Below are 21,636 nucleotides of genomic sequence, written 5' to 3' on the forward strand. Positions count from 1 at the left end.
CGTTCCGATTGTGCGGCTGAGGTGAGCGTGCCAGTCCTGCGGACGACCGACCGCGTGATGGCACGGGGTCGCACATACCCGCGACGCTCCCCTGCCGGCGCCGAACCGCACGGTTCCGCGTTCTTCCGAGAAGGTCCGACATCATGACGCGACGCTCTTCTCCGTCAGTGACAACGATGATGCAGGCGCGGATCGCTCTCACGCTCGTGCTCGTTCTTGGATGCGCCGCCCACGCTTTCGCCCAGACGACCTATCACCTGCACAGTGAAGCGTCGTCCACCGCGGGGCACGCGCAATTGAAAACAGCCGACCCCCATGCCCCGACGGTGGCGATTCAGTCGATCGAGCTGAAGAACCTCTCGCCGACTGCCGTTGTGATCAAGCAGTTCGACACGCAGGCGGGCGTTCCGGGAACCGCCGGATCGCTGGCGTCCGGTTCGATCGTGACGTTCACCATCTGGATGAAGAAGACCGCCAACCCCGGCGCGATGTACCCGCAGGCCCGTCTGCGCCTGAACAACGACAGCGGCCCGCTGATCTGCACCGCCACCGGCACGAGTCCGCTCACCACCACGCTGACGAAGTTCATCTTCTCCTGCGAGGCGAGTGCCGTGCAGCTCACCGCGACGGATCGCTTCTGGGTCTCGGCCGGCATCGACATGACCGGGGGTCCGGGGAACAAGTCCGTCAAGGCGGAAGTGCACCTCGAGGGCACTCTCAACGGCAACTACGATTCGTACGTCGCGATTCCCGCGATTACGCCGCCACAGCCCGTGCTGACCGACCTGTCTCCGGTCGTAGGCGTGGCGGCGACGTCAGTGACGCTGACCGGCGAGTTCTTCGGCGCGACCGGAACGGTGACGTTCAACGGCGTCCCCGGCACGCCATCCAACTGGAACGCGACGAGCATCACCGTGCCCGTTCCTTCCACGGCGACGACAGGGCTCGTGAGAGTCGCGACCACCGGCGGCACGAGCAACGGCCTGACGTTCACGGTCGTGACGTCCGGTGCGCTGTCGGGCACCGTCACGCGCGCGACGACGGGCGTGCCGATTGCCGGCGCGACCGTGGACGTGCTGCAGTCGGGTGTCGTGGTGGCGTCACGCACCACGGCCGCCAACGGCACGTATAGTGTGGCGGCCCTGAGCTCCGGCAGCTACGACGTGCGGGTTGCGGCGGCCGGCCTGCTGACACAGGTCTACACGAACGTGGCTGTGGGTGCCGGCGCGACGGTGCGGAATGCCGCGCTGGACGCGGCCGGAACGGTGACCGGCCGGATCACGGAGCCGGACGGGCTGACGGGAATCGCGGGCGCGTCGGTGACCGCGACGGGCAGCGGCGGAGCGGCCATGAGCACGACGGCGGACGGCACCGGCGCCTACACGATCGGCGGGCTGGCGCCCGGCACGTACTCGGTCGAAGCGTCGGCCCCCGCATTTGCCTCGCAGGCTCAGAGCGGCGTCGCGGTTGCGGACGCCGGGAATGCGACGGTGAACCTGAGTCTCCCGACTGCGGCGCCGCCGACTGTCAGGTACGTTTACGACGAGGTCGGCCGCCTCGTCGCGGTCGTGGACACCACCGGCGAGACGGCGCGATACGCCTACGACGCCGTAGGCAACGTCACGTCGATCAGCCGGCACGCCTCGAGCACTCTGGCGGTGCTGGAGATCTCGCCGAATCGAGGTCCGGTGTCGACGGTCGTGACGATTACCGGGAGCGGGTTCAGTCCGACGCTCTCGCAGAACGCGGTGACATTCGCGGGGACCCCGGCCACGGTGACCTCCGCGACGGCGACATCGATCGTGACCACGGTGCCTTCCGGCGCCGTCACCGGGCCGATCGCGGTCACCGTTGGATCCGGGTCCGATACGAGCGCGACGAACTTCGAAGTGACGGCGAGTTCCGGGGCGCCGACCATCACCTCGTTCACACCGGCGATCGGAACCACCAGCACGCTGGTCACGGTGAACGGAACGAACTTCGCGGCGTCGACGGCCAGCAACCTGGTGGATTTCAACATCAGGCGCGGCGGGTTGAACAGCGCGACGCCGGCGCAGGTGATCGCCTCGGTTCCGCAGCTGGGCACGTCGGGACGCATCCGCGTCACGACCGCCTTCGGCGCCGCCATCAGCGCCGCGGACTTCTACGTCGCTCCACCGGCGCATTCGCCCGCCAACGTCGACCTCACTGCCCGCGTGTCATTCGGGCAGCCGACGGTGGTCACGAACACGAACACGACGAAGCTGCAACTGCTGATCTATGACGCACAGGCCGGACAGCCTGTCAGCCTGCAGTTCACGAACATCACGGACGGCACCCGCAGTTTCGCGTGGCGCAGAGCGGACGGCACGTATTTCATCAACGGGCAGTCCGGGGGCACGTTCGTGGACGCGACGATCATGCCGGCGGCGGGCACCTACACGGTGGAACTGCTGCCCGGTACCACAGGCAATCGGACGGTCATCGTTCACGACGCGACCGAGTTCACCGGCACGATCGCTCCCGGCGGCGACGCCGTCCTGGTCCCGATCGGGGCACCGGGCCAGAACGCGCGCTTGACGTTTACCGGGGTCGCCGAACGGCAGGTCAGCGCGACGCTGTCCTCCGTCACGATTCCTCAGAGCGATGTGTCGGTGCTCAATCCCGACGGCACGACACTTGGCCCGGCGCTGGTTCTGAGCCCGTCCGAGGATTTCATGGATGCCAGGACGCTCCCGGTCAACGGCAGCTACACGGTGCTGCTCAACCCGCGTCAGACCCACATCGGGAACGCCAGCGTCACCCTGCACGACGCCACGGACACCACCGGCCCGATCGCGCCGGATGGGAATGCCGTGGTGGTCGCGACATCTATTCCCGGGCAGAACGGACGGCGGACGTTCACCGCCGCCGCGGGCGAACGGGTGATCCTGAAGATCTCCGGCAGCACGTACGCGACCGGGTTCACGTGCGGCGTCGGCGTGTCGATCCGCGATCCGCAGGATGTGGTGCTCGCCGCGGACAATTGCGTCGCGCAGGGCGAGCAGTGGATCGATGCGGTCCTGGCGCCGGTCGCAGGCACCTACAGCGTGTACGTGAACCCGATGTCCACCAACATCGGACAACTCACCGTCACCCTCTTCGCCGTCGCGGCGGATCTGACGGGAACGATCCTCGACGAGACGGCGATCGCCGACAGCCTGAGCAAGGGCCAGAACGCCCGGTACACGTATAGCGGCACCGCGGGGACGAGGATCAGCCTGAACGTGCCGGCGACGTCGATCTCGTCCTGCTCGACTCTCGCGATCCTGAATCCGGATTCCAGCGTGCTCTCGTCCGGCCTCATTTGTCCGACCGGGTTCCGCGAGCCGGTGACCTTGCCCACCACGGGGACCTACACCGTCGTCCTGGATCCGAGCGGCCCGGCGGAAGGCACCTTCACGCTGGTGCTCTACGTCGTGTCTGCGGATCTGTCCGGCACGATTACACCCGGCACGCCGCTCCCGCTGACCATCGAGGATCCCGGGCAGAATGCCCGTTATACGTTCAGCGGCACGACCGGTCAGCGTGTCGCGCTGGAGATCGCCAATAGCGCGCTCGGCTGCTCCGCCGTGGCGATTCGGAACCCCGACGAGACCGTCGTCTGGAACACGACGGTGTGTCCCACCGGTTTCAGCGACGTGAAGATCCTGGGCGTCAACGGCACGTTCAGCGTGACGTTGAATCCGAACGGTGCGGCGGAGGGCTCGGCAACGCTGAAGTTGACCAACGTTCCCGCTGACGACGTGCAGTCCACCACGATTGGCGCGCCTGGCGGCGCCACGGTCAACACCACGGGCCCCGGCCAGAATGCCGCGGTGACGTTCAGCGCGACGGCCGGGCAGGTGGTCGACATCATCGGCTCGAACAGCAACCTCGGCTGCACGACGTTCAAGCTGCTGCGTCCGGACGGATCGCAGCAGGCCTCTACCTTCTCGTGCGGCGGCTTCACGTTCAACGATCAGACGCTCGCCACGGCCGGCACCTACAGGGTCAGCATCGATCCGAGCGGCACCACTGTCGGCCACGTCACGATCGTGGTGCAGTTCTGATGTCGGTCAGTCAGCGGAGAACGAGCATGAACACGCGAGTCGATCTGCATCGGCGCCTCCTCATCTGGCTCTGTGCGACCTGTGCACTGCTCCTGAATCCCGGCGCCGGCCTCCGCAGCGCATCCAGCCAGCAGCCGCCGCCGGCGGTCATTGTGGCGGCGGGGCAAACTGCGACGCTCCTGCCCGATGGACGGTGGCTCGTCGTGGGTGGATGGCAGCGGGACGGCTCGCCGATTCCCCCGGCTTTGGTGGACGCCGAGCACAACCTGCGCACCGCCGTGCCCGGCAGTCTTCTGCAGCCGCGTGCCGGGCACACGGGTACGGTGCTCGCCGACGGCTCTGTCGTCATCGTCGGCGGGATCAGCCGGAACGGCCAGGTCATCTCGTTGATCGAACGCTTCGATCCAGCCACCGGCTGGTTCGCTCCGATGGCGGTGTCCCCTGATCCGGCCCTGCACCGGGCGTGGCACAGCGCGACTCTGTTGACCGACGGTCGCGTGCTGATCACGGGTGGCACGTCGCCGGCCGGCGACGCGCTGAGCGACGCACTGATTTGGGATCCCTCGGGTACGCCGGATGCGGCGGCCGGCAGCGCGCCGCAGGCCATCGCGCTGCTCGCCCCGCGCGGCCGGCATCACGCGGAGTTGCTGCCCGACGGCCGCGTACGGCTATCCGGAGGCACTGCCGCATCGGGCGGAGATCGCCGGAGCGACGAGATCATCGATCCGGACACGCGCATCTCGCTGCCTGCAGGTCCACTCGACACCCGGGCCGGTCTCCACCTGTCCGCATCGGATCCGCACGCCGGCGCGAGCGGCGTTGCCGCGGATGTGCGCGTCAGCCTGCGCTTCTCGACCGCCGTGCAGGTGCGATCCGTGAACGACGGAACCGTCCGTCTCCAGGACGAGACCGGCGGGATCGTGGCGATCGAACGCGTTGCTGCGGAGGCGGGGATGCTCCTGTTCCTCCGGCCGTTCGCGCCGCTCGACCGCGGCCGCACCTACACGCTGACGCTGGATGGCCTGACGGCACCCGGCGCGCGCCGGCTGGCGCCGACCGTACTCACGTTCACGATCGCGGGCGAGCGCGCCGACAGCGGCGGCACCGTGGACGACGAGCTGTGGACGCCGGACCCGGGCGCGATCCATGGCTGGAGAACAGGCCGGGAACCCTCGCCGTGGCAGCGCCTGCCACCGCTGAGAGCCGCCGCGGGTGTGACCGCCGTCTCGGGGCAGCTGCTTCGCCTCAATGGACAACCGCTCCCCGGTGCCACGGTGAGAGTGGGCGAGGCGAGAGGGATATCGGACCGAACGGGGCGGTTCCTGGTCGAGTCCGTCGCAGCCGGACGGCAGGAGCTCGTCATCGACGCCCGCACCGCGAGCACGCAGGGACGATCGTATGGCGTCTTCCGTGTCGGCATCGAGGTGAAAGAGGGAGACACGCACGTCCTTCCCTACACGAGCTGGATGCCGCGCATCGACAAGCAGAACGCCGTCACGATCGCATCGCCGACGACGGCGGATGTCGTCCTGCGGACGCCGAGCATTCCAGGGCTCGAGGTGACGCTGCCGGCCGGTACCGTGATCAAAGACATCGATCACAAGGCCGCGCGCGAAGTCAGCATCACGCCGATTCCGGTCGACCGGCCGCCGTTCCCGCTGCCCCTCGGCGTGGACGTGCCGATCTACTTCACCATCCAGCCCGGCGGCGCGTATCTCGAGTCCGTCAGCTCCGGCTGGCCCGCGGGCGCGCGCATCGTCTATCCGAACTACCGCTCCCGGCGGCCCGGCACTGACGTCGACTTCTGGCACTACGATCCGGAACATCGCGGATGGTTCGTGTATGGCCTCGGGACCGTCACTCCCGACGCGAAGCGTATCGAGCCAGGACCCGGCGTCTCAATCTACGAGTTCACCGGGGCCATGGTCGGCGATCCGAACTTCGGGCCCGCCGAAGGTCCGCCGCCCTGCAACGAGTGCGAGGATGGCGATCCCGTGGATCTCGCCACCGGCCTGTTCGTCTACAGCAAGACCGACCTGGCGCTGCCCGACGTGCTCCCGGTCCAGTTGACCCGGACCTACCGGCCGCGCGACTTTCGGTCGCGGCCGTTCGGCATGGGATCCACACACCCCTACGAGATGTTCATCGTGGGCGACACCAATCCGTGGACCTACGTACAGATCGTCCTGCCGGATGGCGCCAGGATTCATTTCCCGCGCATCTCGGCAGGCACCGGCTTTTCGAACGCCATCTACGAGCACACCGCGACACCGAGCCGCTTCTATAAGTCGCGCGTCTCATGGAACGGATCGAAGGTGCAATGGGATCTCCGTTTCACCGACGGCACGGTTTACGAGTTCCCCGAAGCGGAGTTCGCGGCGACCCCGGCCGAGGCGGCGATCGTCGGCATCCGAGACCGATTCGGCAATCAGCTGACGTTCACGCGTGACAGCAGCTCGCGCCTGACTCGGATCACGTCGCCGAACGGCCGCTGGATCGAGTTCACCTACGACCCGTCGAGCCGCATCAGCCAGGCCCGTGACAACGTGAACAGAACAGTCGGCTACGAGTACGACGCCAGCGGGCGGTTGTGGAAGGTGACGGACGCGGAATCGGGCGTCACTGAATATACCTATGACAGCTCGCACCGGATGAAGACGATCAAAGATCCGCGGGGAATCGTCTATCTTACGAACGAGTACGACCTGAATAGCCGCGTGATCCGGCAGACGCAGGCCGATGGCTCCGCGTACCAGTTCGCGTACACCACCAATGCGTCGGGGGTCGTCACCCAGACCGACGTGACCGATCCGCGCGGGATCCTGCGTCGCGTGACCTTCAACTCGAGCGGTTACTGGCTGGCCGACACGCGTGCGGTCGGGCGCCCCGAGCAGCAGGCGACCGTAGTGGAGCGGCAGGCCGGTACCAACCTGATCGAGAAGGAGACGGACGGGCTGCTGCGGCGCACGGACTACACCTACGACGACAAGGGCAATCTCACGAGCATCAAGCGGCTCGCACATACGGCCACGCCGATCGAGACGACAGCGACATACGAACCGGATTTCAACCAGCTCGCCACGTTCACGGATCCGCTCGATCACACGACCACCTACGATTACACGGTCAACGGAACGCTCGAGCGCGTCACCGATCATCTCGGCCACTCGGTGACATTCGGTAGCAACGCCGCCGGCCAGATCACGTCCGCCACCGACCCGGCCGGGACGATCACGTTCCTGTACGACAAGGGCGATCTTAGCGGCTTCATCGATGGTGCGGGACACACCACCCGGATTCTGACGGACAGCGCCGGGCGTACGCTGACCCGTACGGATCCACTGGGCAACGTGACGCGCTACGACTACACCCTGCTGAACCAGGTGCGACAGATTGTCGACCCTCAGAACGGCGGCACAACGCTCACCTACGATGGCAATGGAAACCTTCGTATGGTCACGGATGCGCGAAGCAAGGTGACCGAATACACCTACGACGCGATGGACCGCGTCGAAACGCGCAAGGATCCGCTTCTCAAGATGGAGCGTTTCGTCTACGACCGCTCGGGCAATCTGTTTCAGCACATCGATCGGCGGGGTCTCGCCAGCACCTACCGCTACGATGGGCTGAACCGTATGACCAGCGCCGCATACGCCGACGGCGCGACGACAGCGTACACCTATGACGGCGGCAATCGTCTACGGCAAGTCGTGGATTCCGTCAGCGGGACGACGACCCTTGATTACGACGATTTGGACAGGCTGACATCGGAAACGACGTCTCGCGGTGTGGTCACGTACGGATACGACGACGCCGGCCGCCGCACGTCCATGACGGTTGCCGGCCAGACGGCAATCAGTTACGGGTACGACGATTCGAACCGATTGACAAGCATCACGCAGGGAACCAGCGTCGTCGGCTTCGAGTACGACGACGCGAACCGACGGACCGCTGTCACGCTGCCTAACGGCGTACGCGTCGAATACGGGTATGCGGGTACTTCCCAGATTGCCGGCCTGACTTACAAACTCGGCACGACCGTCCTCGGGACAGTGACGTACGGGTACGATGCGGCGGGCCGCAGGATTGAAATGGGCGGCACGTGGGCGCGGACGACGTTACCGCCGCCGCTCACGTCCGCTGTCTACGATGACGCGAACCGGCTGACTCAGTGGAACGGAACGACCCTGACCTACGATGATGCCGGAAACGTCCTGAGTGAAGGGAGCCGGACCTACAGCTGGGATGCCCGCAATCGGCTGTCCGCGCTGGGAGGGCTGCAACCGGCAAGTTTCCAGTACGACGCATTCGGACGCCGGATCGGAAAGTCGACCGGCGCGGGGACCACCGAGTACGTGTATGACGGTCCCCAAGCGGTGCAGGAGCTCTCCGAGGCCACCCCGAGCGCGAACCTGCTGTACGGACCCGGCATCGACGAGCTGTTGCGGCGCACGAGCGGAGCGACCGCGCGATGGCTCGTCGCCGACGGCTTGGGATCTGCGCTGGCGCTGACGGATCCTGAAGGGGCGGTTCAGACGCGCTATACCTATGACGCCTTCGGCGCGACGAGCGGAAGCGGCGAGGCCAGCGGTAACGCATCGCAGTTCACGGGCCGCGAGAACGACGGCACTGGGTTGTACTACTACCGTGCACGGTACTACAGTCCTCGGCTGCAGCGGTTCCTGAGTGAGGATGCGCTTGGACTGGCGTCGGGAGATCCAAACCTGTACGCCTATGTCAGCAACGCGCCGACAAACTGGACCGATCCATTAGGCCTCGGCCCGAGGTACCCCAATTCCGGTACCCTGCCAGGCCATCCAAACGTGCCATACAGGGTGGACATGAATCAACAGCCACACCCGAATATGCACGTCAAGTGGCCGGACGGCTCGGAAACCGTGGTGAATCACAAGGGTGGCTGGGATCCGACGCACGGCGGGCGGCCTTGTGCAAAACCGCCGAAGAAATACCGTAACGCGCTTCGGAAGGTCGTCAAACAGTTCGTGAAGAAGGCGGGACGCGCCGTTCCCGTGTTGGGCGCAGTGCTGCTGCTGTCCGACGTGGCCGAAGCGGCCGAAGTGATCCGGAATCCGAATTCTGGCGTCGGAGACTTGGTGAATATTGTGGTTCCATACAAGGATGTCGGCGACCTATTGCGCGAACTCTGGGCGCCTGACCTATCTGGTAGAAAGGATCCCTGACGGCAAGGGCGGCACTGAGCCACAATGTAGCGTTATGGGCGAAGACACAGCATCTGAGCTGTACCAGTCGGGCCGGGACGCGATGGACCGAGGTGACTTCACGACCGCCGTCGGGCACCTGCAGCGCGCGCTGGCATTGCGGCCGCATTACAAAACACTGGAGCTTTTGGGCACGGCGCTTCGGGAACTCCAGCGCCCCGAGGAGGCGCTCGTCTACCTTGCCGCGGCGGCGGGACTCGGCAATCGGCAGTTTCGGGCGAGATATCTGCTGGCGGAGGTTCTCGTGGGCCTCGGACTGACCGACGATGCCATCGTCAAACTGGAAGAGGCGATAGAACTCAACCCCAGCTATCGGACAGCGCGTGAGTTGCTCGAGCGAATACGCGCCACGCGTCCGGAACCGACGTGAGCGGCGACACGTGAATGCGATTCGCTGCCGAGTCCTTACACGGCCGTCTCGCCGCGGTGTGCGTTGATCTCGCCGTCATCTGTCGAGATGCCCTTTCGGCATGAGTGGTATCCCGAGGATGACCAAGTGTGTTTCAGCTGTTCCCTTGTGATCCGACCCGCCGACCCAGCTGCCTGGCGCGAATTCAAGCGCCGATTGCCGACAGGACGCGATCTGTACGAAGTGCAGCTGCCTGCGGATCTGCCGTATCAGGGGACGATTGCAATTCCCGTTGAATACGTGCCGTCTGATGGCGTGTTACAGGCGTTGCGAGGATGGATGGCGGCGAAGAACCAAACCGAGCTGCTCTACTTCCTGACCGAAGGAATCACGGGGAGCGAAGCGACTTCGTGGTTTTGCTGTCGAGTCTGACGTACGACGATCTGGCGGCGATAAACGCGGGACGAGAGAACGTGTTCGCCGGCGTCAATGGCGACTGGGCTGTCTTCATCGATCATGAAGGTACGCTGCACGTGGCGGGACCTTCAGACTTGTGGCTAGTGCTGACTGAAGCGAAAGGGGGCGGTGGCTAGACGATGATTTCGCCGTCAGTATCCAGGTTTAGAGCTTCGTTCGGCAATGCACGCGGTTAAATTGGAGAATTTCGCCCGCGATCATCCGGGTCGAGCGTTTCCGTGGTTCCGGACGCTTGACGCGGGTGAGGCTCGGCTGGCCGCGAAACTTGGCACCGACGCCGACGGAGAGGGAGTCGTTCGCGTTATTTTCGATCGTTCCCGGTTACTCGCGAACGTCGACGCGGACGATGACACGTTCGAGCCGAAGTCTGTGTTCGACTCGCTGTCGATTCAGCCGACTTCAAAGGTCGTGGTCAACTGGTATCACTTCGATCAGATCGACGAGATGCACTTTCGGGACCTGAACGCCTTCTTCGCGGACATCTGGTATCCGGCGGCGGATGACATCGATATCCTGGACGAGACGCCCTCATGGGTCGTTTCAATTAGGACACGAAGGTGACGTGCGGGCGCTGGTGCTGGTCAGAAATAGACTGATGCGGGGGCATGCCTCGTGCGGTTGACCGTCGCGATCCTCGGCGCGCTGCCTCTGGCAACGGCCATGGTCATTGGTGCGAACGGCCACGTGCGTCAGGAGTCCTCTCCTTCACCGGGCGACCGGCTCTTCCACCGCGTGTGGACGCCGGTCGACGGCGCCGGTCCGCTCGCCAATGCCCAGAGCTGCGCCGCGTGTCACTCGAGTCCGCGCGCCGGCGGTGGGGGCCCCCAGAGCCTGGTCATCGTCTCGCCCGACGCGAGGGATCCGAGCGGCGGGCAACTCTTTCGCCAGTTTCTGTTTCGCCCCGGGAAGGCCGTCGTGCGGCAGCCTCTGCCCAACCGGGTTTTCCGTCGCCGGCCGCCGTCGCTGCTGGGCCTGGGCCTGCTCGAACGCGTCGACGCCGGATCGATTTCGGCGCTCGCGGATCCGGATGACCGCGACGGCGACGGCGTCTCCGGCCGCATCGCCGCAGATGGTGGACGGTTTGGCTGGAAGGCGCGGTTCGCGCGTATTGAGACGGCGGTAGCGGCGGCGCTCGTGAACGAACTGGGTCTCACCAATCCCATGTTCAGGGAACGCGACACGCCGGCGCCCGAGGTCGCCGACAACGATGTGCGGGCGCTCTCGGCGTTCGTTCGGACGCTCGCGCCGCCGTCTCCTTCCCGCGCCGGCTCAGAGGGACGAGCCGAATTCGCCGCGTTCGGGTGCGCCACGTGCCACGTTCCGCGCCTCGCGGGGATTGCGGATGCCACCCACGCTCCTGCCGAGCCGTTCACGGATCTCCTCCTGCACGACATGGGACGCGAGGGCGCGGACCTGCATGAGGGCTCTGCTGCCGCCGCCGAATTCCGCACTCCCCCGCTCTGGGGCATCACGGCGATGGACGGTGCATACATGCACGACGGCGGCGCGCCAACCCTTGACGCCGCGATCCGCGCTCATGGCGGCGAAGGCTCCTCCGCCCGCCGGCGCTACGAGCAGGCGTCCGTCCCGCGCCGCGCGGCGCTCCTCCGCTTCCTGGCCTCGCTCTGACGGACTGAGGAGAGACTCCTCCTCCACGCTGAATGCCGGCAACCTGAATGCGGCTCAATCCCGAAACATCGCTGCGGCGGCTCACGACACCACCGATCCGCGAGGGGGTCTGGTGGGTCGCAGCGGGTGCCGGCGCATCGTTTTCCGTGGCGCTTGGTGGAGGTTTCCACGCGCCTGGTCAAGACCGCCAGTCGACGCTTTTCGGCGTATCACCCCGAAATGTCCTTGCTCGTCTCGTGTATGTGGCGCCTGGAAACGCCGCGTGCCCCGCTGGTCAGCAGCGATGCCGATGACCGACGGTCGAACCGCGTCCTGCTGCGGGCGCTCATCGGCAAACGCATCCGGGCAATCGAACCTACGGGGCGACACGTCAGACCACTGGTCCAACGGTGCGCTACCACGTCCAGAAGCTGCCGATCTTCATCACTCGCGACCCGCTACGAGTGCACTTCGTCTGTCTCGGCACCGACCTCACTGCACGCGACATCTCAATCTTCGTCAGAGAACATGCCGCTCTGACGACACAGCTCACGGCTCACACCCTTGTCGTTGTCAGGCCGAGTCACATCTCCACGGATGCGCAGTGTCGTGCGGTCCATGCACAGGCCATCGGAAGCGTCGCGACTCCCGGGCGTGGTTCTTCGAGGCGCGGCGTCGCATCGACAGCGACGAGATCCATGCGCTCTCGGTCGAGGACATCCAGCGATACCGGGAGTGCCGACGGCGCGCCGGATCAACCCTAGAGGGTGCGTACCTCAGCTGGGTCGACCACGGATATCCGAGCTTCACGAACGTCCGCGATCTCGTTGGATCCAACTCGCGGACCACGCATTCGGATCTCGTGGTTGTGCAGCTGCCGCACCGCTACGAACAATTCGGCGCCATGCTTGGGACCGCATGACCGTCGGGCGCGCCTGCTTCGTCACGGCTCTCCCACCAGCGTTGGCTGTCTGGCGCAGACAGGCGTCTTAGTCTAGGGGCCAGCGTTCCACCGTGACGCCGGCCCCACTGTCGGCCCGCACGCTGGCCCCGTCTCTCAGATTCATCGCGGCTTGCGTCTGCAGACGCAACGCCGAGATGTCCCGTCGCCGCCCCCACTTGTGCCCGTACGCCGCTGCCCTCCGCGGTGGCGTCTTCTGCCACCGCTGGACCGCTCAGGGGTCCCGACTGATGGGGGGAGCGACCCCCCTTTCGGCTGTGCCTGAGGCAAAGCCCCTGCGCGGATCACCGCGTCGGGGGGTCGCTCCCCCATCAGTCGTCCCGTCAAGGAGAGAGCCATGCCGCTGATCAAGCCCCGCGCGCATCGCGTACGCACCCTTCGCCACATCTGCCGTCTCCAGGAACCCGACCGCGATGTGCTCATCGCGTACGCCGCATTCATCGGCGAGTCGGCGGACTACGTGCTCAACCAGTTGATCGACACGACGCTCGCCAAGGACCGCGACTTCGTCGCCGGGCGAGCAAACCGCGAGTCCGCTCCGGGTACCGCACCTGGCGCCACTTCCGCCGACGCAGAAGCCTCGTCCACGACAAACAATCCGACACGGTCATGAACGGCCTACGGGTCCTGCTCGAGCATCGCCTCATGATCAGTCTCGCGCTCAGCCTTGTCACCGGTGTGGTCGGACCGTCGTTCCTCCAGCTCACCGTGGACAGTCCCCTCCTGGCCCTCGTTGCGCATCAGCGCCCCACATTGTTCCCGCCCCATCGCACGGCTACGTTGCCGTCTGGTGCAGCACCTCGTTCCTGTTCTTCACCGTGGTCTCCACGATGATCTACATCCTGGCTGGTCGCGCCCACACGGCGCGGGCTCTGCAGCGGCTTCCGCCGTACCCTCCGGCTGCCTCGCGGCTGAATCTCTGTCTCTTCCTTGGCGAGCTGCACTACCTGACCAACGGCGAGCGCGCACCAATGCCGACGTGGTTGACCATTGCTGAGCGCGGTCTCTACACCGGAATCGCGATCGTAGGTGCGATTGGGTCCGGCAAGACGTCCGCCTGCATGTATCCCTACGTGCAGCAGCTCCTCGCCCGCGCCGGTGACGTCCTCAAGGCGCATCGGTGGTCTCATTCTGGAGGTCAAGGGAGACTTCTGTGAGCAGGTGCGAGGCATTCTTGTCGTCTGTGGACGCAGCAGACTACGTCGAGATCAGTCTGACTTCGCCCTTCCGCTACAACCCTCTTCACAACGGGATGGACGACTGTCGCCTGCTCACGAGGGTGCGAGTTGATCGGCAGCCGCGACCATGGCAAACACCCGCGGGATGTATGCTGCAATACCGTTATGGGTGCGGAGTCGGCGCCACTCCATCCGATCCCGAGCCGCAACAAGCGTTACCACCACTCCGATGCAAAGCGACGGTTTTTGGGTGGACGAAGGACTGACAAATGACTGGTCCAACGTTCCACCGTTCTCTCGCCGAGCGTTACGACGTCCGCCACGCTTGGATCCAACGAGACGACAAGCGCGGCAACGTTCACGCTGAGGCAGTGCCGCTGCAATAGACACTCTCCGCCGGCGACAGCGGCAACCGCTCCGAGAGGTAATTGTGCGGAAGTGCTCGGGCGCGTCAAGGCTTCGTTCGCTGGCTGCTTCGGTGCGCTCACCGCTTCGCGGCCTTGACCCGCCCTGTGCGCTTCCTCTGTCTCGCCACTATCGGAGCGGTTGCCTTCTATCCGGTCACGCACCTGACAACGGCCGTTTCCGTTCCTGGCACGCGAGACAGGTCCGCCGCACCATTTTCCCGTACCGACACATTGGCCTGACCTTCGCACGCTGGCCGCGCGTAATCGATGCCTCTGAAGGTTTTCAGGTGCTGCACCTACTCAGCCGCCTTCGGACAGCGTACCGAACCCGAATGGAGTGCGCTGCAATTCGTCAGGGCGATCAAGGGCAAGCCGCTGAAGGAATACGTCGACGTGCCGCTCCCAAGGGTCGACATATCCGGCGCGATCAGTCGCCCGCAGCCCGGGCGCCGGACTGATTTGGAGAGATGATCGCTGCGGGCGTGAGCTGGGTGTCCCGACGCAACTGTCGCCCTCGTGCCGATCCCCGATTCAGGTTGCTCCGTCGCCTCGAAGGCAGCACCAAAGACGCTGATTCTCGCGGCCGCCCTCCGAGACACGCTCATGCCCGGCCTGGCCGGCGTATTCGATCTCCTTCGATGGTGCGAGGCAATCCGCCGGCACATCTCATCGGAGGCACGCGGGATCCGCAGGAACTCTACAGTCTGTTCCGGCTCCGAGCTCGTGATCTGCCGCGATTGCCGCTCGTGTTGATCGACGACGTGCTCCCGTCAGGCGGTCACCTCAGAGCGGCGGCAGCGTTCCTAGCGCACTGTGGCGCCCAGGTGCATATGGCGATCTGCGCAGGTCGCGCCGAGCTGACGCCAAGCCCGCTCGAGCGTCCCTTCAGCGTTCGCACGGACGTCTTGCCGGACTTCGTCGCGGATCCCGACTGGCTCCTGCCATTCACTTCCGGTTGAGCCATCTTCGACCGGGCGCTGCGCCCAGACCTGCGCCGCGATCGCGTAAGGTTCACCTGCGCCCGGTAATCCGCTGGCCATTCGCTCCACCGCGGCACGGGCGGTTTCGTCATTGGCGCGCACGTACCGCATGAACGTTTGTGGCGAGTGGCCGAGAATCTTCGCTCCAGTTTTGGCGTCACCGCCGATGAGTGGGGCCAGAGCGGTCGCAAACGAGTGGCGAAAACAGTGCGGGGTGAAATAGATCGACGCACCTGTATAGGGGTCCTTCACACGCCGTGCTGCAACCGTGACTTGGTAATAGAACTCCTGATACCAGGGGACCAGATTTTCGTCGGGCACACGCGAGCGATCCGCCAGGCGATCGAACAAGTCGTACTCGACGAACGTCCGTAGCGCGGCGATGCCGAAGTCGTTCAGGGGAATTCGCCGACGACTCAGGACGCGTTCCATTCTCCCTGCGTGGCGGCGGTGCTTTTCTGTCGGCATGAGCACCGCGCGTTCTTGCAACCGGACGTCTCCGGGTTCCAGCATGGCCAGCTCGCCAACCCTGGCCCCCGTGTGCGCCAACACGGACGCGCGAATGAACGCCTTCATCATCCGGGTCCGGTCGGCGCGCCGCCGGTATGGCACCACGTCACGTCTCATCGCCGCCACAAGCCGTGCGACCTCGGACAGCGAGGGAGCGCGGGCCGTACCAAAGTCGTATGGGGACACCATACCGTCCAGGCCGGCGCGCTGTGACCCAATGTGAAGGGCTTGCCGGAATGATCCCACGCTGAAATACCCGAACTTGGTCACCTTTCCGCCGCCGTGGTAGCGGTCGGGATGAGCCAGATATTGCCGGCATGCGTCGACAGCGTCAGCGCTCAGAACAACGACCCGTCGCTCTCGCTGCTCGGTCGCGACTCTGATTTCCCCATGGCCATCGACGGTGACATATCGTTCGAACACACGCTTTGCGGGAATGTGAAGCACGCCTGCCCGCAGATCAAATGCCCGCGCATCGCGAATCGACCATAGTTCCTGAATGGTGAGCCCGGCAAACCCCAGCACTGCCGCTCGGACGGACGCAAACGACGGATGTTTACGCGTGCCTACGAGTGTCGGGGTGCGCATCGCCTCGAGAAGTTGCAGCACCACCTGCAGGGGCTGCGCCTTCTCGACCTCTGGTGATTTCGGTGGCAGACGGTCCTTGAGTGCGAGGACCGGATTCGCCCAATCTGGGTAGAGCACGCCGAAGAGGTTCGACAAATGCAGCGCCCGCGTTCGCAGGTAAGAAGAGGCCCATCGCCGTTGCGGTAGAGCGTTCGGCTTCTTTCGAACGATCGTTTCCTGCTTCCATTCCTCGAGGGCGAGTTCCACGAGCTCGGTCGTGATCTTCGTCGTCTTGAATGAAGATCCAAGCTTGCGCGTCAGCCAGCTGCCCCACAATCTGAGGCTGTGCTCGCGTCCGCGATAATCCGACACGCTGGCCCGGCGCGCCAAGTAGACGCGCACGTCCTCTTCGAAGACTCCTGACGCGGTCCGCGCAGCGTCTCGTCGGAGGTCATGCACGCGCGTCGCTCGTTCCCGCTGCAAGTAGTCGAGTGTTTCCTGAAGTGTGTCGCGTACTTCCTGCGGATACAGCCGGTCAAATTCTCCCGCCCCTCGTCGTCGTGCGCGGACGCGCCAGACCCAATTGCGGCACGCCGCAAGTTCTTCCTGGCTGCGCAAGGCCCTACGCGTATGAGGATGGACGCGAGAGATGCCGGCCGGCAACCGGACCGCACTAGGACGCATGCGTGCTCAACCTCGTGTGCGCAATAGGTAGCGCAGCACGTCGATGCCTGCGAACTGCACGCGGCGAGTCGTCGGCGACAGTGGTGGAATCGGGAAGCGGTTGCGCTGTCGAAGGCGGTAAATCGTCGCTCGGGACATGCTGATCCATCGCGGGAGGTCCTCGATATCGATGATGGCCGGCAGCTCGCGCGCAAGGCGCAACGCGTATTCCCGCTCGCCTTCGCTCAATGTTGGGTTGGACATGGCCTTACCTCGGCTCACGCGTCCGCTCGACGCCCGGGACTGCACGATAGCGCGCGCGATGTGTGGCGTCTGTCGCCGGACGACAGTGTCTGAAGTGAAATGCCGTTGAGTGGTCCACCTGGCCACACCAACGCCGACCGTGCGCCGCAGGCTCGTCCTTGCCTCCGCCTGCGAGTTCCGGGAGTGCGCCCACCACTGCGCCCACCACCGTCGAAACAGAGCGATATTTACTGGCCTTTTGGGCGACTTCTGGCGACTCCGCACCGAGGTTTGGAAACCAAAAACTGCAATAGACACGGGCATGAACGCTGGAACTCTATAATTTCCTCGATCTTCTTGAAGTTGCCATTCTTCTGCCGGTACTCGAGGATCCGCTGCGCGGCCTTCGCGCCGACGCCGGGCAGCGTCTCGAGCTGCGCCTGCGTCGCAGTGTTCAAGTTGACCGGAGATGCCGGTGTGGCTTTCGCGCCGGCCGCCGCCTTTGCCGGCGGCGCCGCTTTCTGTTCGGCGGCGGTCCCGGTCGCGGCGAACGCGGCGACCGCCAGAATCACGAGCAATGCACGCATGTGTCCTCCAATGCGAGGTGGAATGAGCGGCCCCGGCGGGTGGAGACGCACAAGACACAGAGGTCAGGCACCTTGTGATCGGATCGCCGGAGCCGCTCCGGACATCGCAAGCCGGGGGCCGCCGGTGACGTGTGGCGGATGTCCGCGGAAATGCCTGACCGGCGCCGACTTGCTCGTCGATCCGAAGGAGACCGGCCAGGCAGGGCGCGCGATCGCCGGGAAGTCCTGTCTACTGCCGTAGACGCGCGCGTGCGGGGCGCCGCGTTCCGGGCGCAATTCGGCGGCAGCCGCAGTTGCCGCCGCGACGACGGCAGTGGACGGGACGGGTGTGCGGGTTAGCGCCGGCGGGCCCGCGGCGATGGTGCGGCCGTGCGCTCCCTGTCGTCAGCACCGACGCGGTGGACCGGCCAGCCGGGCGCGAACGAACACACCGCCGCCTGTGAGAATGATGAGAATCGCGGCTGTCAGTCCTGCCGCAGCGCAGCCGCCAGATCGAGACCCGCCGCGCGCCTCGCCGGCAGATACGATGCCGCAGCGGCGACGATCGTCAGCAGCGCCAGGACGCTTGCGAACGTGATCGGATCGCGCGCGCGGACACCGAACAGCAGGCCTTCGATCAGGCGGGCCAGCATGAGGGCGCTGATCGCGCCGCCGGCGGCCCCCAGCAGCACCATGCGCAGCCCGCGTCCCACGATCATCCGGACGACGTCTTCGGGGCGCGCGCCGAGAGTCATGCGGACGCCGATCTCGCGGGTGCGCTGAGAGACCGAATAGCTCACGACGCCGTAAATGCCGACCACGCAGAGGAGGAGCGCGGCGCCGCCGAACACCAGGAGCAGCACCAGGTTGAAGAGGCGCGCGCCCATGGATCGATCGAGGGCTGCCTCGAGGGTGGTGACGTGCGACAGCGGCAACTCGGGATCGAACGCGCGAATGGCGGCGCGGATGCCGGACACCACCGCCTCCGCGGCCACTCCGCTTCGCACCGCGATGTCCATTGCCCTGCCGATCTCCAGCTGCCACGTGGGCTCGGCCTGGTCGAAGGGAATGTAAATCTCGGCGCGCGAGTCCTCCTCGAGACTCGAATGGTGAATGTGGCGGACGACACCGACGATCTCCCGCGGCACTTCTCCATCGCCGAGCAGCCGCACGCGCTGGCCGAGAACGGCTGCGAGTTCACGCCCGGGCAGATACCTGCGGGCGAACTCGTCGTCTACGATTGCGACCGGCGCCGCGCCGGCGCGATCGGCGGCGGTGAACGTGCGCCCGGCCAGCACACCGATCCCGAGCGTCTGGTGGTAGCCGGGACCGACCCACTGCGTGAGCGCCAGCGGCGCTCGATCGCGGCGCTCGGCCGGGCGGCCTGGCGGCACGAAGGCCTGATCGCTGCGGCGCCCCAAGGGCACGCCGCTCGTGAGAGACACGCTGTCGATTCCCGGGATCGCCGCGATCCGCTTGGTCAGCGCATCGAGCACCGGCAGCACCTGCTCGCGCGTTCGATAGCGCGCATCCGGCAGCCGCAGGCGCATCGTCACGACGTTCGCAGGGTCGTAGCCCGGATCCTGCTCGACCAGGCGCTGGAAGCTGCGGACCAGCAGTCCGGTCGCAATCAGCAGCGCCACGCAGAGCGCGACCTGTCCGACGACCAGCGCTTCGCGAAGCCGTTTCCCGCCGCCGCTCACCGCGCGGCCAGAGGCTCGCATCACCTGCTGCAGCTCGACGCCGCTCGTCTGCAGGGCCGGCGCGATCCCGAACGCCAGCCCGGTGATCGTGGTCGTCGCCGCGCCGAACAGCACCACGCGCCAGTCGAGCACGACCTCTTCCATGCGCGACAGCGCAATGGGTGCCGACTGCGCCAGCCATCCCGCGGCGATCCAGGCGAGGAACAAGCCAAGTGCGCCGCCGATCGACGACAGCAGCAGGCTCTCGGTGAGAAGTTGCCGCACGATGCGTCCGCGCCGGGCTCCGAGAGCGAGGCGCACGGCGATCTCCTGGCGCCGGCTCGACGCGCGCGCCAGCAGCAGGTTGGCGACGTTCACGCAGGCAATCGTCAGCAGCAGCCAGGACGCGCCGAGCAGCACGGAGAGCGCCAGCCGCATGTCGCCGACGTAGTCCTCGAGCAGCGGCGTCACCGTGGCGCCCACGCCGCCGTTCGTCGCCGGGTGTTCCTGCGCGAGTGACGCGGCAAGCGCCGACAGGTCGGCGCGCGCCCGCTCGAGCGTGACCCCCGCCTTCATGCGCGCCAGGACCAGCACCGGACTGCTGTCGCGCCGCTGCATGTACGACTGCGTCTTCAGCTGGCCGAGCGGCACGAAGATATCGTTGTTCGCGTTCGTCCGGCCGTAATAGTCGAATGTCTCCGGCAGAACGCCGACGATGGTGTGGCTCTCGCCGTTGTAGCTGGTGGCGCGGCCGACCGCGCGCCTGTCGCCGCCGTAGCGGCGCAGCCAGACGGCGTGGCTGATGACCATCACGCGCGCACCGCCCGGCTGGTCTTCGTCCGCGGTGAACGTTCGCCCGAGCGCGAGCGCCGCGCCCAGCGTGGCAAAGAACTCCCGCGTCACCGCACGGCCGAACACCCGCTCCGCGTCGACGCCGTCGCCCGACAGCACGCCCCCGACGATGAGCGCCGCCGCCATGTCCTCGAATGCCGACGTCCGCGCGCGCCAGTCGAGGAAATCGGGGAACGCCACCGCGCGGTTCGGACGCGAGGCCGTCTGCTCCTTCAGAATCACCAGCCGGTCCGAATCGGGGAACGGCAGCGGCTTCAACAACACCGCGTCGACGACGCTGAAGAGCGCGGTGTTGGCGCCGATGCCCACGCCGAGCGTCGTCATGACGACGAGGGTGAGGCCGAAGTCGCGGCGGAGCATCCGCCCGGCGTAGCGCAGGTCCTGCGGCAGTTCGCGCAGGACGGCGAGGCCGCGGGCGTCGCGGCAGGCTTCCCTCGCCTGTTCGAGGCCGCCGAACTCGCGGAGCGCGGCCGCGCGTGCCTCCGCCGGCGTCATCCCGGCGCGGAGGAACTGTTCCGTCTGCAGGTCGAGATGGAGCTGCAGTTCGTCGCGCAGGTCGCGCTCGGCTCGCGTGGAGGTCAGCGCCGCACGGACGCGGCGAAGCAGGCGGCGAAGCACGTCAGGCGTCCCGCAGCAGCGCCTCGACGGCGCCGGTGAATCGGGCCCATGTCTGCCGCTCGGCCTGGAGCTGCTTCCGGCCCGCGGCGGTGAGGCTGTAGAACTTCGCCCGCCGGTTGTTGTCGGACGCGCCCCAGCCCGCGGCGACCAGGCCGCGTTCTTCGAGGCGGTGCAGCGCCGGGTACAGGGCCCCGGGCGTGACGCTGAGCACATCCCCGGACACCAGCCGGATGCGCTGCATGATGTCCCACCCGTTCAGCGCCCCCGACTGCAGCAGGCGGAGGACGAGGAGCTCCAGGGTGCCTTGCAGAAGATCCGCTTTCTGTTTGCGGGCCACGGTCTCTCCTATCGACGCGCGATAGGTCGAGTATCGCCGGACTCCTATCGCATGTCAATAGGAGCCCCCGGCGCGCGCCCTGCGCGTCAAGAGGCTACTTGACCCCACCGGCGGCGCTTCCCTCCCGCAGCGTGTGCACCTCACCGGCCGCGCGAGCCGGCCAGCGCTCTTCGAGGCCGTTCGGCCACCGCACGTCGACGCGGTCCACCTGCGCTGCCGTCCCCAGCCCGAAATGGACGCGCAGATCGTTCTGCGACAGGTAACTGCCGCCGCCGCGCACCTCCTGCCACTGCTCGACTCCGCCGGCGACGATGTGCACGCGGGCGCC

Annotated in this window: 14 protein-coding genes; 8 read left to right on the plus strand and 6 right to left on the minus strand. The window is 66.2% G+C overall.

Annotated elements, in window-relative coordinates; translation table 11 throughout:
- Window positions 1-143 precede the first annotated feature (143 nt).
- The 8 genes from VFK57_21570 (at window position 144) to VFK57_21605 (ending at window position 13,862) form a co-directional block, all read left to right on the plus strand.
- Window positions 144-4,070 carry a carboxypeptidase regulatory-like domain-containing protein gene (locus VFK57_21570; GenBank protein HET7698320.1) on the plus strand — a complete coding sequence of 1,309 codons (3,927 nt, stop codon included), beginning with the start codon at window positions 144-146 and terminating at the stop codon, window positions 4,068-4,070.
- Window positions 4,071-4,318: 248 nt separating this feature from the next.
- The gene (locus VFK57_21575; GenBank protein ID HET7698321.1) at window positions 4,319-9,271 is read left to right on the plus strand and encodes an RHS repeat-associated core domain-containing protein; all 4,953 of its coding nucleotides are present in this window, start codon (window positions 4,319-4,321) and stop codon (window positions 9,269-9,271) included.
- 34 nt (window positions 9,272-9,305) lie between these two features.
- The gene (locus VFK57_21580; GenBank protein ID HET7698322.1) at window positions 9,306-9,680 is read left to right on the plus strand and encodes a tetratricopeptide repeat protein; all 375 of its coding nucleotides are present in this window, start codon (window positions 9,306-9,308) and stop codon (window positions 9,678-9,680) included.
- 147 nt (window positions 9,681-9,827) lie between these two features.
- Window positions 9,828-10,091 carry a hypothetical protein gene (locus VFK57_21585; GenBank protein ID HET7698323.1) on the plus strand — a complete coding sequence of 88 codons (264 nt, stop codon included), beginning with the start codon at window positions 9,828-9,830 and terminating at the stop codon, window positions 10,089-10,091.
- A gap of 207 nt (window positions 10,092-10,298) precedes the next feature.
- Window positions 10,299-10,697, plus strand: coding sequence for a hypothetical protein (locus VFK57_21590; GenBank protein HET7698324.1), 399 nt, complete (start codon window positions 10,299-10,301; stop codon window positions 10,695-10,697).
- Window positions 10,698-10,754: 57 nt separating this feature from the next.
- Window positions 10,755-11,765, plus strand: a complete 1,011-nt coding sequence (locus VFK57_21595; protein HET7698325.1) for a di-heme oxidoredictase family protein — start codon at window positions 10,755-10,757, stop codon at window positions 11,763-11,765.
- Window positions 11,766-13,042: 1,277 nt separating this feature from the next.
- The gene (locus VFK57_21600) at window positions 13,043-13,318 is read left to right on the plus strand and encodes a hypothetical protein (GenBank protein ID HET7698326.1); all 276 of its coding nucleotides are present in this window, start codon (window positions 13,043-13,045) and stop codon (window positions 13,316-13,318) included.
- 217 nt (window positions 13,319-13,535) lie between these two features.
- Window positions 13,536-13,862 (plus strand): hypothetical protein, encoded by a 327-nt coding sequence (locus VFK57_21605; protein HET7698327.1) that lies wholly within the window; start codon window positions 13,536-13,538, stop codon window positions 13,860-13,862.
- A gap of 1,231 nt (window positions 13,863-15,093) precedes the next feature.
- On the opposite strand, the gene VFK57_21610 is transcribed toward VFK57_21605, so the two are convergent.
- The 6 genes from VFK57_21610 to VFK57_21635 all read right to left on the minus strand — a co-directional run.
- Window positions 15,094-16,965 carry a site-specific integrase gene (locus VFK57_21610; GenBank protein HET7698328.1) on the minus strand — a complete coding sequence of 624 codons (1,872 nt, stop codon included), beginning with the start codon at window positions 16,963-16,965 and terminating at the stop codon, window positions 15,094-15,096.
- Window positions 16,966-17,037: 72 nt separating this feature from the next.
- Window positions 17,038-17,274, minus strand: coding sequence for a hypothetical protein (locus VFK57_21615; protein ID HET7698329.1), 237 nt, complete (start codon window positions 17,272-17,274; stop codon window positions 17,038-17,040).
- Between the two features lie 227 nt (window positions 17,275-17,501).
- Window positions 17,502-17,840: a helix-hairpin-helix domain-containing protein gene (locus VFK57_21620; protein ID HET7698330.1), complete on the minus strand. Its 339-nt coding sequence runs from the start codon at window positions 17,838-17,840 to the stop codon at window positions 17,502-17,504.
- Between the two features lie 464 nt (window positions 17,841-18,304).
- Entirely contained in the window at window positions 18,305-20,971 is a 2,667-nt protein-coding gene (locus VFK57_21625; GenBank protein ID HET7698331.1) for an ABC transporter permease, read from the minus strand.
- A gap of 1 nt (window position 20,972) precedes the next feature.
- Window positions 20,973-21,308, minus strand: coding sequence for a PadR family transcriptional regulator (locus tag VFK57_21630; GenBank protein HET7698332.1), 336 nt, complete (start codon window positions 21,306-21,308; stop codon window positions 20,973-20,975).
- A 94-nt stretch (window positions 21,309-21,402) separates the two neighbouring features.
- The coding region (locus tag VFK57_21635) for an ASPIC/UnbV domain-containing protein (GenBank protein HET7698333.1) at window positions 21,403-21,636 on the minus strand (234 nt) is incomplete at its 5' end.

This window comes from Vicinamibacterales bacterium, assembly GCA_035699745.1.
Taxonomy (GTDB): Bacteria; Acidobacteriota; Vicinamibacteria; order Vicinamibacterales; family 2-12-FULL-66-21; genus JAICSD01.